General features: G+C 71.2%; 13 protein-coding genes. 9 read left to right on the forward strand and 4 right to left on the reverse strand.

Annotated elements, in window-relative coordinates; translation table 11 throughout:
- The first annotated feature begins 242 nt into the window (after window positions 1-242).
- The 3 genes from IE267_RS03305 (at window position 243) to IE267_RS03315 (ending at window position 4,213) form a co-directional block, all read left to right on the forward strand.
- Window positions 243-902 carry a response regulator transcription factor gene (locus IE267_RS03305; protein ID WP_161245532.1) on the forward strand — a complete coding sequence of 220 codons (660 nt, stop codon included), beginning with the start codon at window positions 243-245 and terminating at the stop codon, window positions 900-902.
- A 316-nt stretch (window positions 903-1,218) separates the two neighbouring features.
- Window positions 1,219-3,156, forward strand: a complete 1,938-nt coding sequence (locus IE267_RS03310) for a 2-oxoacid:acceptor oxidoreductase subunit alpha (RefSeq protein WP_189762072.1) — start codon at window positions 1,219-1,221, stop codon at window positions 3,154-3,156.
- Entirely contained in the window at window positions 3,149-4,213 is a 1,065-nt protein-coding gene (locus tag IE267_RS03315; RefSeq protein ID WP_167157708.1) for a 2-oxoacid:ferredoxin oxidoreductase subunit beta, read from the forward strand. The genes IE267_RS03310 and IE267_RS03315 overlap by 8 nt, the downstream gene beginning before the upstream one ends.
- A gap of 84 nt (window positions 4,214-4,297) precedes the next feature.
- Here the strand turns inward: IE267_RS03315 and IE267_RS03320 are convergent, their stop codons facing one another.
- On the reverse strand, window positions 4,298-4,726 hold the full coding sequence (locus IE267_RS03320) for a winged helix-turn-helix transcriptional regulator (RefSeq protein ID WP_189762073.1): 429 nt from the start codon (window positions 4,724-4,726) through the stop codon (window positions 4,298-4,300).
- 106 nt (window positions 4,727-4,832) lie between these two features.
- Between IE267_RS03320 and IE267_RS03325 the strand changes: the two genes are divergently transcribed.
- The 6 genes from IE267_RS03325 to IE267_RS03350 all read left to right on the forward strand — a co-directional run bounded on the left by IE267_RS03325 (window position 4,833) and on the right by IE267_RS03350 (window position 11,994).
- Window positions 4,833-5,690: an SDR family oxidoreductase gene (locus tag IE267_RS03325; RefSeq protein WP_189762074.1), complete on the forward strand. Its 858-nt coding sequence runs from the start codon at window positions 4,833-4,835 to the stop codon at window positions 5,688-5,690.
- 93 nt (window positions 5,691-5,783) lie between these two features.
- A complete protein-coding gene (rarD, locus tag IE267_RS03330; RefSeq protein WP_189762075.1) occupies window positions 5,784-6,755 on the forward strand; it encodes an EamA family transporter RarD in 972 nt (323 codons plus the stop codon).
- Between the two features lie 775 nt (window positions 6,756-7,530).
- Complete coding sequence (abc-f, locus tag IE267_RS03335) at window positions 7,531-9,171, forward strand: ribosomal protection-like ABC-F family protein (RefSeq protein WP_189762076.1); 1,641 nt, start codon at window positions 7,531-7,533, stop codon at window positions 9,169-9,171.
- A 37-nt stretch (window positions 9,172-9,208) separates the two neighbouring features.
- Window positions 9,209-9,658 carry a VOC family protein gene (locus IE267_RS03340; protein ID WP_189762077.1) on the forward strand — a complete coding sequence of 150 codons (450 nt, stop codon included), beginning with the start codon at window positions 9,209-9,211 and terminating at the stop codon, window positions 9,656-9,658.
- A gap of 329 nt (window positions 9,659-9,987) precedes the next feature.
- Window positions 9,988-11,328, forward strand: coding sequence for a M28 family metallopeptidase (locus tag IE267_RS03345; protein ID WP_189762078.1), 1,341 nt, complete (start codon window positions 9,988-9,990; stop codon window positions 11,326-11,328).
- Window positions 11,329-11,418: 90 nt separating this feature from the next.
- A complete protein-coding gene (locus IE267_RS03350) occupies window positions 11,419-11,994 on the forward strand; it encodes a flavodoxin family protein (RefSeq protein ID WP_167157718.1) in 576 nt (191 codons plus the stop codon).
- On the opposite strand, the gene IE267_RS03355 is transcribed toward IE267_RS03350, so the two are convergent.
- From IE267_RS03355 to IE267_RS03365, 3 genes are all read right to left on the reverse strand, one after another.
- Complete coding sequence (locus IE267_RS03355; RefSeq protein WP_167157720.1) at window positions 11,960-12,565, reverse strand: TetR/AcrR family transcriptional regulator; 606 nt, start codon at window positions 12,563-12,565, stop codon at window positions 11,960-11,962. The genes IE267_RS03350 and IE267_RS03355 overlap by 35 nt on opposite strands.
- A gap of 199 nt (window positions 12,566-12,764) precedes the next feature.
- Window positions 12,765-13,670 (reverse strand): ABC transporter permease, encoded by a 906-nt coding sequence (locus IE267_RS03360; RefSeq protein ID WP_189762079.1) that lies wholly within the window; start codon window positions 13,668-13,670, stop codon window positions 12,765-12,767.
- Window positions 13,657-14,607, reverse strand: coding sequence for an ABC transporter ATP-binding protein (locus IE267_RS03365; RefSeq protein WP_189762080.1), 951 nt, complete (start codon window positions 14,605-14,607; stop codon window positions 13,657-13,659). The genes IE267_RS03360 and IE267_RS03365 overlap by 14 nt, the downstream gene beginning before the upstream one ends.
- Window positions 14,608-14,680 lie beyond the last annotated feature (73 nt).

The following is a 14,680-nucleotide window of genomic DNA, read 5'->3' on the forward strand; positions in this document are numbered from 1 at the left end:
CCCGGCCCCCGGACAGCGCACACCCCTCGCCCCGAGCGGCCCGGCTCCACCTCCTCGCACCCCCTGGCCCGTAAACCTCGGGTCAGGGGGTTTTTGCCTGGCGGGCGCGGATTCGCGGCCGGATGCTGAGATGCTGGACGGCACAACGCCACGGCTTGCACGGAGCTGTGGGGCACGCGCCCGACGGGTGCGGGCCTGGGGAGCCAACAGAGCACGGGGGCTGTGGAGTCGTGGAGGACAGGGTGCGAGTGGTCATCGCCGAGGACTCGGTACTGCTTCGGGAGGGCCTGACCCGCCTGCTGACCGACCGGGGGCACGACGTCGTCGCGGGCGTGGGGGACGGGGTGGCGCTGGTCAAGACCGTGGGGGAACTCGCCGACCAGGGCGCGCTGCCCGATGTCGTGGTGGCGGACGTACGGATGCCGCCGACCCACACCGACGAGGGCGTACGCGCGGCGGTACAACTGCGCGCGCTGTACCCGGAGATCGGCGTCCTGGTGCTGAGCCAGTACGTGGAGGAGCAGTACGCGACCGAGCTGCTGGCCGGGTCGAGCCGGGGCGTCGGCTACCTCCTGAAGGACCGGGTCGCCGAGGTCAGGGAGTTCGTCGAGGCCGTGGTGCGGGTCGCCCGGGGCGGCACCGCCCTGGACCCCGAGGTCGTGGCGCAGCTCCTGGGGCGCAGCCGCAAGCAGGACGTGCTGGCCAATCTGACGCCGCGCGAGCGGGAAGTCCTAGGACTCATGGCCGAGGGGCGGACCAACTCGGCGATCGCCAAGCAGCTGGTGGTCAGCGACGGCGCCGTCGAGAAGCACGTCAGCAACATCTTCCTGAAGCTGGGGCTCTCGCCGAGTGACGGGGATCACCGGCGTGTTCTCGCGGTCCTGACCTACATCAATTCATGACGAGCTGCCACCCTGTCGAGGATCGAGCGGGACCCAGCCGCCGGGGACGAAAGTCGGTCACCGGGCGGACCGAGTCCCCGCCCGCGGGGCTCCCGACACGGTGGGACCTAGAACCAAAGAAGGATTCCTTGCCGTCGTAGCAGAAGGAGCCGGGGGGCGAGTAAATCGTGGCAAATCGGGGCAGTAAGGCGTCTCAAAAGAGCGTCCAGGATATGAGCGGTCCAGGGAAGGCGACCCTTACCGACGTAGGGTGGGCCTTGGCGCTACCGGTCGGCCGGATGCGCCCGAGCAGCCCGCCCGAGGGAGGTCCAGTTCAGTGACCAGCCAGGTCAGTAGCCCAGCCGAGCAGGCAGACGGAGCCGATGAGGCCGTCGTCGGGGAGCAGCGCAGGCCCGCCGGCGAGAAGGAAGTCCGGCGTCTCGACCGGGTCATCATCCGTTTCGCGGGTGACTCGGGTGACGGCATGCAGCTCACCGGTGACCGGTTCACATCGGAGACCGCGTCGTTCGGAAACGACTTGTCGACGCTGCCGAACTTCCCCGCCGAGATCCGGGCACCTGCCGGAACGCTTCCCGGTGTGTCGAGTTTCCAGCTGCATTTCGCCGACCACGACATCCTGACACCGGGCGACGCCCCCAATGTGCTGGTCGCGATGAATCCGGCGGCGCTGAAGGCCAACCTGGCGGACGTGCCGCGGGGTGCCGAGATCATCGTCAACACGGACGAGTTCGCCAAGCGGGCGATGGCGAAGGTCGGTTACGACACCTCGCCGCTGGAGGACGGCTCGCTGTCCGCGTACAACGTGCATCCGGTTCCGCTGACGACGCTGACGATCGAGGCGCTCAAGGAGTTCGGGCTCTCCCGCAAGGAGGCCGAGCGGTCGAAGAACATGTTCGCGCTCGGTCTGCTGTCGTGGATGTACCACCGGCCGACCGAGGGCACCGAGAAGTTCCTGCGCTCGAAGTTCGCGAAGAAGCCGGCGATCGCCGAGGCGAACGTGGCGGCGTTCCGCGCGGGCTGGAACTTCGGCGAGACGACCGAGGACTTCGCCGTCTCCTACGAGGTGGCCCCCGCGACGCAGGCCTTCCCGGCCGGCACGTACCGCAACATCTCGGGGAACCTGGCGCTGTCCTACGGCCTGATCGCGGCGGCCCAACAGGCCGATCTGCCACTGTACTTGGGCTCGTACCCGATCACTCCCGCCTCCGACATCCTGCACGAGCTGTCCCGGCACAAGAACTTCGGCGTGCGCACCTTCCAGGCCGAGGACGAGATCGCCGGCATCGGCGCGGCGCTGGGCGCGGCCTTCGGCGGCTCCCTCGCGGTGACGACGACGTCGGGTCCGGGTGTGGCGCTGAAGTCCGAGGCCATCGGCCTCGCGGTCTCCCTCGAACTGCCGCTGCTGGTCGTGGACATCCAGCGCGGCGGCCCCTCGACGGGCCTGCCGACCAAGACCGAGCAGGCCGACCTGCTGCAGGCGATGTACGGGCGCAACGGCGAGGCCCCGGTGCCGGTGGTCGCGCCGAAGACCCCGGCGGACTGCTTCGACGCGGCGCTGGACGCGGCCCGGATCGCGCTGGCCTACCGCACCCCGGTGTTCCTGCTCTCCGACGGCTACCTCGCCAACGGCTCCGAGCCCTGGCGGGTGCCGGAGGTCGACGAACTCCCGGACCTGCGCGTCCAGTTCGCGACGGGCCCCAACCACGCGCTGGCCGACGGCACCGAGGTGTTCTGGCCCTACAAGCGCGACCCGAAGACCCTGGCCCGCCCGTGGGCGGTGCCGGGCACGCCGGGCCTCGAACACCGCATCGGCGGCATCGAGAAGCAGGACGGCACGGGCAACATCTCCTACGATCCGGCCAACCACGACTTCATGGTCCGCACCCGCCAGGCCAAGATCGACGGCGTCGAGGTCCCCGATCTGGCCGTGGACGACCCGGACGGCGCCCGCACCCTGGTGCTCGGCTGGGGCTCGACCTACGGCCCCATCACCGCCGCGGTGCGCAGGCTGCGGGCGGCCGGTGAGCCGATCGCACAGGCCCACCTGCGGCACATCAACCCGTTCCCGAAGAACCTCGGCGACATCCTGGCCCGCTACGACAAGGTCGTGGTGCCGGAGATGAACCTCGGCCAGCTCGCCACCCTGATCCGCGCCAAGTACCTGGTCGACGCCCACTCCTACAACCAGGTCAACGGCATGCCGTTCAAGGCCGAGCAGCTCGCCACCGCTCTCAAGGAGGCCATTCATGCCTGACGCTCATGCCAACGAGCTGCTGCAGCTGGTCCCCAAGGCCGAGGCCAAGCAGTCCATGAAGGACTTCAAGTCGGACCAGGAGGTCCGCTGGTGCCCCGGCTGCGGCGACTACGCGGTCCTGGCCGCCGTGCAGGGCTTCATGCCCGAGCTCGGCCTGGCCAAGGAGAACATCGTCTTCGTCTCCGGCATCGGCTGCTCCTCCCGCTTCCCGTACTACATGAACACCTACGGGATGCACTCCATCCACGGCCGCGCCCCGGCCATCGCCACCGGACTCGCCTCCTCGCGGCGGGACTTGAGCGTGTGGGTGGTCACCGGTGACGGCGACGCACTGTCCATCGGCGGCAACCACCTCATCCACGCCCTGCGCCGCAACGTCAATTTGAAGATCCTTCTCTTCAACAACCGCATCTACGGTCTGACCAAGGGCCAGTACTCGCCCACCTCCGAGGTCGGCAAGATCACCAAGTCGACGCCGATGGGTTCCCTGGACGCCCCGTTCAACCCGGTCTCCCTGGCGATCGGCGCCGAGGCGTCCTTCGTGGCCCGTACCGTCGACTCCGACCGCAAGCACCTCACCGAGGTGCTGCGGCAGGCGGCCGAGCACCCGGGTACCGCCCTGGTGGAGATCTACCAGAACTGCAACATCTTCAACGACGGCGCCTTCGAGGTCCTCAAGGACAAGGACCAGGCCGAGGAAGCCGTCATCCGCCTCGAACACGGGCAGCAGATCCGCTTCGGCGCGGACCGGGCCAAGGGCGTCGTCCGCGATGCGGCCACCGGTGACCTCACGGTCGTCCCCGTGACGCCGGAGAACGAGGCCGACATCCTCGTCCACGATGCCCACCAGGCCTCGCCGACCACGGCGTTCGCGCTGTCGCGCCTCGCCGACCCGGACACCCTGCACCACACCCCGATCGGGGTGTTCCGCTCGGTCGACCGGCCGGTCTACGACACCCTCATGTCGGACCAGCTCGACACCGCCATCGAGCAGAACGGCAAGGGCGACCTCGGCGCCCTGCTCGCGGGCAAGGACACCTGGACCGTCGTCGGCTGAGCCGGCGGAACAACGAGAGCGCGCCGGGTGCCCGGCCGGGAGTCCCCCGTGGACCCCTGGCCGGGCACCCGTCTTCGCGGGGGCCTACGCCCGGGACGCCTCGCGGGCCGCGTCATAGGCGGCCCGCGCCCGCTGCACGTCGTCCATCCGGACACCGGTCCACCGGGCCAGGGCGCGCACCTGCTCGGCGGCCTCGCGGCCGAGCGGGGTGATCGAATAGTCGACGCGGGGCGGGATCACGGGCTTGGCGTCCCGGTGCACGAAGCCGTCGCGCTCCAGCGTCTGAAGCGTCTGGGCGAGCATCTTCTCGCTGACGGTACTGAGCTTCCCGATCTCGCGCCGGAGCTCGCTGAAGCGGTACGAGCGGTCGAGCAGCGCGTCCAGGACCAGCACGCCCCAGCGGCTGGTGACGTGCTCCAGCACGAGCCGGTGCGGACACATGGCCTCGCGCGCCTCCTCCCGCCGACCCCGCTCGCCCTTGACATCCGCGGCACCACGTTCACTCACTCCCATAGCAGTACCTTACTTCAAAGTGGGTACTTACGATGAGTTAGCGCTATCCGTAGGGTGGAGGAGAACGAAGCGGACCCCCTCCGCCCCCCTACAGAGGAGCCACGTCATGAGCATCGTCGTCACCGGAGCCACCGGATCCCTCGGCCGTCTCGTCGTCGAGGAACTGCTCGCCCGGGTACCGGCGAGCGAGATCGTCGCCGTCGTGCGCGACAAGGAGAAGGCGGCCGCCATCGCCGCCCGGGGCGTGGAGCTCCGCATCGCCGACTACAGCGAGCCGGCCACCCTGGCCGGGGCCTTCGAGGCCGGTGACCGGGTGCTGCTGGTCTCCGGCAGCGAGGTCGGCCGACGGGTGCCGCAGCACACCGCGGTGATCGAGGCGGCGAAGGCCGCGGGCGTGGCCCAGCTCGCCTACACCGGCATCCTCGGCGGCCCCGACGCCGACATCGCGCTCGCCGACGAGCACAAGGTGACCGAGCAGCTGATCCTCCACTCGGGCCTGCCGTACACCTTCCTGCGCAACGGCTGGTACACCGAGAACTACACGGCCAACCTCGCGCCGGTCCTCGCGCACGGCGCGGTCATCTCCAACGCGGGCGAGGGCCGGGTGGCCTCGGCGAGCCGCGCCGACTACGCGGCGGCCGCCGCCGCGGTGCTGACCGGCGAGGGCCACCTGGGCCGGACGTACGAGCTGAGCGGCGATGTGGCGTGGTCCTTCGCCGAGTACGCGGCCGAGGTCGCCGCCGCCTCCGGCAAGCCGATCGCCTACCACGCGGTCACCCCCGAGGCCCACCTCGCCGTCCTGACCGGCGCGGGGCTGCCCACCGCGTTCGCGGAGCTCCTGGTGGACGTGGACCTCGGCATCGAGCGGGGCCGTCTGGCCAGCACCTCGGGCGACCTGGCCCGCCTGATCGGCCGCCCGACCACCCCGATGGCGACGACGGTGCGGGCCGCGCTCGCCGCGTAGAGCGGGCGTCAGGACCGTATCGCGATACGGGCATGACACCACGGCCCCCGCGGCGCTACCGTCGGCCCAGGATCGAGCGCGCGGGGAGGGCCAGTGGCCGAGGATGCGGCGGGGCAGCAGCGGACCGGGCTGCTGTACGGAATCGGCGCCTACGGCATGTGGGGCCTCGTCCCCCTGTTCTGGCCGCTGCTCAAGCCGGCGGACGCGATGGAGATCCTGGCCCACCGCATGACGTGGTCCCTCGCCGTGGTCGCCCTCGTGCTCCTGGTGATGCGCCGCTGGGCGTGGATCGGCGAGCTGGTGCGCCAGCCGCGCAAGCTCGGCCTGATAGCCGTCGCCGCGACGGTGATCACGGTCAACTGGGGCCTCTACATCTGGTCGGTGAACTCCGGCCACGTGGTGGAGGCGTCCCTCGGCTACTTCATCAACCCCCTCGTGACCATCGCGATGGGCGTGCTGATCCTCAAGGAACGGCTCCGGCGCGCCCAGTGGATCGCCGTCGGCGTGGGCGCCGCGGCAGTCGTCGTCCTGACGGTGGGCTACGGGCGGCCGCCGTGGATCTCGCTGACCCTGGCGTTCTCGTTCGCGACGTACGGCCTGGCCAAGAAGCAGGTGAACCTCGGCGGTCTGGAATCCCTGGCCGCCGAGACCGCCGTGCAGTTCCTGCCCGCGCTCGGCTATCTGCTGTGGCTCGGCGGGCAAGGGCAGGCCACGTTCGCCACCGGGGGCGCGGGGCACGCGGCGCTGCTCGCCTCCACGGGCGTCGTGACCGCCATCCCGCTGATCTGCTTCGGCGGGGCCGCGATCCGGGTGCCGCTGTCGACGCTCGGTCTGCTCCAGTACCTGGCGCCGGTCTTCCAGTTCCTGATCGGCATCGCCTACTTCCACGAGGCGATGCCGCCGGAGCGCTGGGCGGGCTTCGCGCTGGTGTGGCTGGCCCTCACCACGCTGACCTGGGACGCGCTCCGCACGGCCCGCGCCACCCGCCACGCCCTGGCGGAGGCCCTGGCCCACGCCCCGACCCCACCCCTGGCCTCCGGCCGCCCCCAGACCCAGGATTCCTAGCCCCGCCCCTACCCCCTCCTCGCGGACCGAGGGGCCACTCGCACAGTTCCCCACACCCCGCCCCCCCCTTGTCGGCTGCGAGCCGTGCCCCCCCTCTTCGCACAGTTCCCCGCGCCACGATCCCCTTCCGGCTGCGGGCCGTGGTCGCTTCTCGCGCAGTTCCCCGCGCCCCCAAAGCCCTTGTCGGCTGCGGGCCGCGGGTGGCTGGTCGCGCAGTTCCCCGCGCCCCCAACGCCCTGTCGGCCTCGCACCGTGGTCGCTTCTCGCGCAGTTCCCCGCGCCCCTAAAACCCTCGTCGGCTGCGGGCCGTGGTCGCTTCTCGCGCAGTTCCTCGCGCCCCTAAAAGCTTCGGTGCTGGCGTGCATCGGGCATTTCAGCCCGTCCGGCGTTTGAGGACGAGCGCCCTTCAGGCGCGAACGGGGGTGCAGGGGGCGGAGCCCCCGCCCGGGGTCTGGGGCGCAGCCCCAGGGCTCAGCCGATGCAACCCGCCGCACGGGCGGGAGGGAGGGCAAACCCCCCGGGGTCTGGGGCGCAGCCCCAGGGACCGGAGCCAACCAACCCCGGGCCACGGGCGGGAGGGAGGGCAAACCCCCAGGGGCCCGGGGCGGAGCCCCAGGGCGGCCTCGCCGTAAAAGGGGGGACATCGGGGGCACCCCCGGTTAGCCTGGGGGCATGGTCGCGTACTCGTACTACTTCTTCCGCTGAGCCACCCGCGGCTCAGCCGCACACCCCACCCCCGGAAGGAACCCCGTACCGAGTACACCAAGGGACACCCATGCCCTCGCACGACCACACCCCCTCCCAGCTGACCCTGACCGCCGTCTGCAAGGCGTACGGCGACCGGCAGGTCCTCGACCAGGTCGGCCTCACCATCCGCCCCGGCGACCGGACCGCCGTCATCGGCGAGAACGGCTCCGGCAAGTCCACCCTGCTGCGGCTGCTCGCCGGCGCCGAGCGCCCGGACAGCGGCGAGGTCACCGCCGTCTTCCCCGGCGGTACGGGCCACCTCGCCCAGACGCTGGACCTCGCACCGGACCGCACGGTCCAGGACGCCATCGACCGGGCACTGGCCGAACTACGCACCCTGGAAGCCGCCATCCACGCCGCCGAAGCGGCACTCGCACAAGCGGGCGAGCACGCCGACGAAGCCCAACTCTCGGCGTATGGCAACCTGTTGACCTCGTACGAGAACCGCGACGGCTACCGCGCCGAACCCCGCACGGCCGCCACCCTCGACGCCCTCGGCCTCACCCACCTCACCCGCGATCGCGCACTCGGCTCGCTCTCCGGCGGCGAACAGTCCCGGCTCGCCCTCGCGTGCGTCCTGGCCGCCGCCCCCGAACTGCTCCTGCTTGACGAGCCGACCAACCACCTGGACCGCCAGGCCACCGACTGGCTCGCCGAGCAACTCCGGTCCCACCGAGGCACGTTGGTGGTGGTGACCCACGACCGCGCGTTCCTCGAACGCGTCTCGACGACGATCCTGGAGGTGGACCGGGACCTGCGCACGGTCGTCCGGTACGGCGACGGCTGGGCCGGATACCGTACGGCCCGGGCCGCGGACCGGCGCCGCCGGGAGCTGGCGCACCAGGAGTGGCTCACCGAGCTGAGCCGCGTCCAGGAACTCGTCGTGGCCGCCGGGCAACGGCTCGCCGCGAGCGGAAAGGACCCGCGCCAGGGCTTCGGCAAGCACCGCCGCTCCTCGGAGGCCAAGCTCTCCGGGCAGGTCAGGGCCGCCAGAACGCGGCTGGACCAGCTGGAACGGCAGCCGGTCACGGCCCCGCCGCCGCCCCTGCGGTTCAGCGCCCGCCTCACCACGGCGGCGGCCGACCTCGACGGCCCGCTCGTCGAGCTCGCCGGGGTCGGGGTGGGCGACCGCCTCGACGTGCCCGCCCTGAGCGTCAAGCCGGGCAGTCGCCTCCTGGTGTCCGGCCCCAACGGCGCGGGCAAGACCACCCTCCTCCGCGTCATCGCCGGACAGCTGAGCCCGGACGTCGGGAGCGTCCACCGGACGACCCGTCACATCGGCTATCTGGCACAGGAGTTGGATCACCTACCGACCCGCACCTCGCTCCTCCGCGCCTTCGCCGAAGGGCGCCCCGGGCTGCCCGAGGAGCACGCCGACCAACTCCTCGCACTCGGTCTGTTCCGCGAGGAGGACCTCGCGGTACCCGTCGCGGCGCTGTCCGTCGGACAGCGGCGGCGGCTGGAGATCGCCCGCCTGGTGACCCGCCCCGCCGACCTCCTCGTCCTGGACGAGCCGACGAACCACGTGTCGCTCGCCCTGGTGGAGGAGGTGGAGCAGGCGCTGGCCGGGTACCCGGGCGCGGTCGTCGTGGTCTCGCACGACCGCCGCTTCCGGTCCTCCTTCACGGGCGACCGGCTGGAGCTGCGCGCCGGAACGCCGGTGCGCTGACCGGGACGGGCCGCCGATGCGGGGCTATAACGAGCACATGACCCTGCACTGGAAGCTCGTAGTGGACGCCTCCGACCCCCACGCCCAGGCCGACTTCTGGGCCGCCGCCCTCGGCTACGCGGTCGAGGACAACAGCCTGCTGATCAACCGGCTCGGCGCGGCCGGGGCGATCGGACCGGAACTCACCCTGGAACACGGCGGCCGGATCGCCTTTCGCGATCTGGTCGCCGTCCGGCATCCGGACGACTCCTACGACCCCGAGAGCGGCACGGGGCTCGGTCGGCGCATCCTGTTCCAACGGGTGCCGGAGCAGAAGACGGTGAAGAACCGGCTGCACATCGACGTCCACGCGGCCCCCGGAGAGCGGGCCGCCGAGGTCGACCGCCTCACCGGGCTCGGGGCCGCGGTGCTGCGCCAAGTAAAGGAGGCCGGAGGCGAGTTCACCTTGATGACGGACCCCGAGGGCAACGAGTTCTGCGTCCACTAGGTCCCGGCCGGGGCGGCCGGGGCGGCCGCGACAACTCCGGTTCCGCGGCATCTCCGGCCCCGCGGCCCGCCGGGTCCACGGCGGCTCCGGCTCCGCGGCCGTCCCGGTTCCTCGGCGACTCCGGCCGCCTCCGACTGCGCCGAACCGCGCCCGGCCCGGCAGGCCGGACATAGACCTATCCCCCTCTGTTTGGCCCCAGTTGAGCACCCGTACACCGTCCGGAACGCGAACACCCCTGGCCGGTTTACGTTCTTGACGCCTCCTGTACCTCTCCTTGACCATCGGCCTCGCGTTTCCGTCCCATCCCCGAACGGAACACGGAGCCCCCCATGCGCACTCCGCACTCCCCACGCGCCCTCGCCGTAGCCGCGGCGCTGGCCACCGCCGCGCTCGCCGTCGGCGTGGTCGCACCCACCGTCCAGGCGGCACCCGCGGCCCCCGGCCGGGTGAGCCCGGCGGCCGTCGCCGCACCCGACATACCCGTCGCCAACGTCAAGGCGCACCTCGCCCAGCTCCAGCAGATAGCCAACGCCAACGGCGGCAACCGCGCCCACGGCAGGTCCGGCTACAAGGCCTCGCTCGACTACGTGAAGGGCAAGCTGGACGCCGCCGGATTCACCACCTCCGTCCAGCAGTTCAGCTCGTCCGGCGCCACCGGCTACAACCTGATCGCCGACTGGCCCGGCGGCGACGCCTCCCGGACCGTCATGGCGGGCGCGCACCTCGACTCCGTCACCGCGGGACCCGGCATCAACGACAACGGGTCCGGTTCGGCCGGCATCCTGGAGACCGCGCTCGCCGTCTCGCGGGCCCAGCTCAAGCCCGACAAGCATCTGCGGTTCGCCTGGTGGGGCGCCGAGGAGCTGGGCATGGTCGGCTCCCGGTACTACGTCAACTCGCTTGCCACCGGCGACCGTTCGAAGATCTCCGGCTATCTGAACTTCGACATGATCGGCTCGCCGAACCCGGGCTACTTCGTCTACGACGACGACCCCACCCTGGAGAAGGTCTTCAAGGACTACTTCGCCACCCTCTCCATCCCCACCGAGATCGAGACCGAGGGCGACGGCCGCTCCGACCACGCGCCGTTCAAGAGCGCGGGCATCCCCGTCGGCGGCCTGTTCTCCGGCGCCGACTACACCAAGACCGCGGCCCAGGCACAGAAGTGGGGCGGCTCGGTGGGCCAGGAGTTCGACGCCTGCTACCACGCCTCCTGCGACACCAGCTCCAACATCAACGACACCGCCCTCGACCACAACAGCGACGCGATCGCCTACGCGCTGTGGCAGCTGGCCGCCGGGGGCAGCACCCCGCCGGACCCGGGCGGCTCGTTCGAGAACACCACGGACCTCGCCGTCCCGGACTCGCCCGGACCGGCCGTGACGTCCTCGATCACGGTCACCGGCCGCACCGGAAACGCCCCCGCCGCACTGAAGGTCGGCGTGAAGGTGGTCCACACCTACAGCGGCGACCTGGTGATCGATCTGGTCGGACCGAGCGGCCGCTCCTACCGGCTGCACAACTCGTCGTCCGACTCGACGCCCAACATCGACACGACGTACACCGTGAACGCCTCCTCGGAGACGGCCAACGGCACCTGGAAGCTGAAGCTCCAGGACAAGGGCCCGCAGGACACCGGCTACCTCGACAGCTGGAAGCTCACCTTCTGATCCGGCCGGAAAACAATCCACTCCCGCCCGGCGTATGCGCGTGCATATACTGCACGCGCATACGCCGTTGGGCTACACACGGAGGGGACCATGGCCCGCAACTTCCTTTTCCTGCTGGGCAGTACACGCGTCGACGGCAACACCGAGGCGCTCGCCCGGCTGGCCGCCGAGCAGCTCCCGGCGGGCGACACCGCCCGCTGGCTGAGGCTCACCGACCTCGATCTCCCCGAGTTCCGCGACCTGAGCGACACCGATGAGCGCGACCTGGCGCCCCCCACCGGGGACGCGGCGACCCTGCTCGACGCGACATTGGGCGTCACCGATCTGGTGATCGCCTCGCCGCTGTACTGGTACAGCGTGACCACCCCGGTCAAGCGCTACCTCGACCACTGGGCGGGCTGGCTCCGGACCCCCGAGCTCGACTTCCGGCAGCGGATGGCGGGGCGCACCCTGTGGGGCGTGACCGCGCTCTCCGGCCAGGACCACTCCGCGGCCGACCCGCTGGTGGGCACCCTGCGGCGCTCGGCGGCGTACATGGGCCTCGACTGGGGCGGGGTGCTGCTCGGCAGTGCCACCCGGCCGGGCGAGATCACGCAGAACGCGGAGGCCGTCGCCCGCGCCAAGACGTTCTTCAGCTCCGTTCCGGAGACCGCAACGCCCGCATGACATGGGCCACCAGCGTCTCCACGTGCTCCGGGTCCGGCATCGGCCGGCCGAGCGCGTGGCGGTAGTACAGCGGGCCGTAGAGCATCTCGACGGCCAGCGGAAGGTCGGCGTCCGGGGGCAGTTGGCCCTGCTCCTGGGCACCGCGCATGCGCTCGTAGACCAGGGCCACGCGCGGAATGACCAGCTCGTCGTTGACGGCCCTCGCAAGCTGCTCGTCGTGCAGCACCTGGGAGAGGATGCCTCGGTACGCCGGGCCCATCACCGACGAGTTGAACAGATTGACCAGCATGCCGATGTGGGTCCGCAGATCGACATCGATGTCCCCGGTGTCGGGGAACTCCGAGTGGCTCACCACCAGTTCGGTCACCGCGTCGAGCAGGACGGCGCCCTTCGTCGGCCACCAGCGGTAGATCGTCTTCTTGCTCACGCCCGCCCGAGCCGCGATCGCCTCGATGGTGACCTTGCCGTATCCGTTCTCCGCACACAGTTCGAGCGCAGCCGTCAGCGTCGCCCGCCGTGATTTCTCGCTGCGGCGCCTGGGGCTCGGGGCGGATCCGGACGAGGTGATCATGCACTCACTCTACGAGGGCGCCCGTAACCGGATTGACAGCTGAGCCCGCGACTCCAACAATGACGCAGGAAACGGAACGTGTCGTGTCGAGCTGGACGGGGGTCGGCTCGCACGACCGGTCCGTTCCGGACACTTCCACGCGCTGCCGCGTCCGCCGGTTCCGTCGGCTGTGCCGGCCGCTCGGTCGCCGGACAGCCTCTCACGCAGTGATGTCCTTCGTCGTGAAGCGGGCCCAGGCAGCCGAACCGAAGACCGCGACGTACAGGGCCTGGAGCTCGAAGTTCTTCACCAGCTGATCCCAGTAGACGGGCTGGCGCAGGACGTCCGCGAAGGACAGCCAGTAGTGCGGGAAGAGATACGGCCCGATCGCGTGCAGCTGCGGTATCTGGCCGAGGATCTGGACCGTGATGAGCAGCCCGATGGTCGTGGCCATCGCCGCGATCCCGCTGTTGGTCAGGGTCGAGATGAAGAGGCCGAGCGCGGCCATCCCGGACAGGGAGACCGCCACCACTCCGGCGATCGCCACGGCCCGCAGCAGACCGTCGGCGAACGATATCTGCGTACCGGAGATCGTGGTGACCTCCCCGAGCGGGAAGAGCAGCGCGCCGACCGCGAGCGCCGACACCGCCACCACGAGCGTGGCGATGGCGCAGAAGGCCAGCACCGAGACGTACTTGGCGAGCAGCAGCCGGGTGCGGCCCGCCGGGGCCACGAGCAGATAGCGCAGGGTCCCGGAGCCGGCCTCGCCCGCCACGGCGTCACCCGCCACCACGCCGACCGCCATCGGCAGGAACACCGGCAGCGTCGCCGCGAGGGCCGCGAAGACCAGGAAGAGGCCGTTGTTGGTGATCTGGGTGAGGAACGCGGGCCCGCCCTCTCCGCCCCCGCCGCCTCCCCCGCGGCCGCCCGTGTCGACCTTCACCGCGATGCCGATGAGGATCGGCACCGCCGCGAGGACCACGAGCAGCGCGAGCGTGCGCCAGCGGCGCAGCACCGTGACCAGCTCGGAGCGGAAGAGCCCGAGCGACCACAGGACGCCCGGCCGGCGCGCGGGCCCGGGCTCCGGGTCCCGCCGGGGCGCCTCCACGACCTCAGCCCGCGACATCGAAGCCCTCTCCGGTCAGCGCCACGAAGGCGTCTTCGAGCGAGGCCCGCTCGGCCGTGAAGCCGCGCACCCGCACCCCGGCCCGTACGAGCTCGGCGTTGAGATCGGCCAACTCCATTTCGTCGGGCGGCAGTTCACTGCTCACCCGGTCCTCACCGGCCACCGCCACATCGGCGATCCCGCGCTCCTTGAGGAGCCGGGCGGCGGCCCCGGTGTCCGGGGTGGTCACGACGAGCCGACCGCGCGCGTTCGCCGCGAGCTCGGCGACCTCGCCCTGGACGACGAGCCGGCCCTGGTTCATCACGGCGGCGTGCGAGCAGACCTGCTCGATCTCGTCGAGGAGGTGCGAGGAGAGGAAGACGGTCGTGCCGTCCTCGGCCAACTCCCTGATCAGTGAGCGGATTTCGCGCATGCCCTGGGGGTCGAGGCCGTTGGTCGGCTCGTCCAGGACGAGCAGCTCACGCTGCTGGAGCAGCGCGGAGGCCAGTCCCAGGCGCTGCTTCATGCCCAGCGAGTACGCCCGCGCCTTCTTGCCCGCCGCGGCCGTGAGGCCCACCCGGTCCAGGGCGGCGCCCACCCGGGCGGTGCGGGTGCGCGGGTCGGCCGTGGGGTCCGCGGCGTCGTAGCGCAGCAGGTTGTCCCGGCCGGACAGGAAGCCGTACAGGGCGGGACCCTCGATCAGGGCGCCCACCCTGGGCAGCACGGCGCGGGCGGCCTTCGGCATGGGGCTGCCGAGGAGTCTCGCGGTGCCGGAGGTCGGCTCGATGAGGCCCATCAGCATGCGGATGGTGGTGGTCTTGCCCGAGCCGTTGGGGCCGAGGAAGCCGAAGACGCTGCCGCGGGGGACCGTGAGGTCCAGCCCGTTCACGGCCAGTTGGCCGCCGCGGAACCGCTTGCTGAGGCCGCTTGTCTCGATGACCGCTGGACTGTTCCCCACCCCGCCCCTTCCCGCCGGCACACTGTGCGGGCCCGGGAGTCGAGGGGCGAGCCCCTCGACTCCCTTACCGCTG

Origin of the sequence: Streptomyces xanthochromogenes (assembly GCF_014650455.1) — a bacterium.
GTDB classification, from domain to species: Bacteria; Actinomycetota; Actinomycetes; order Streptomycetales; family Streptomycetaceae; genus Streptomyces; species Streptomyces xanthochromogenes.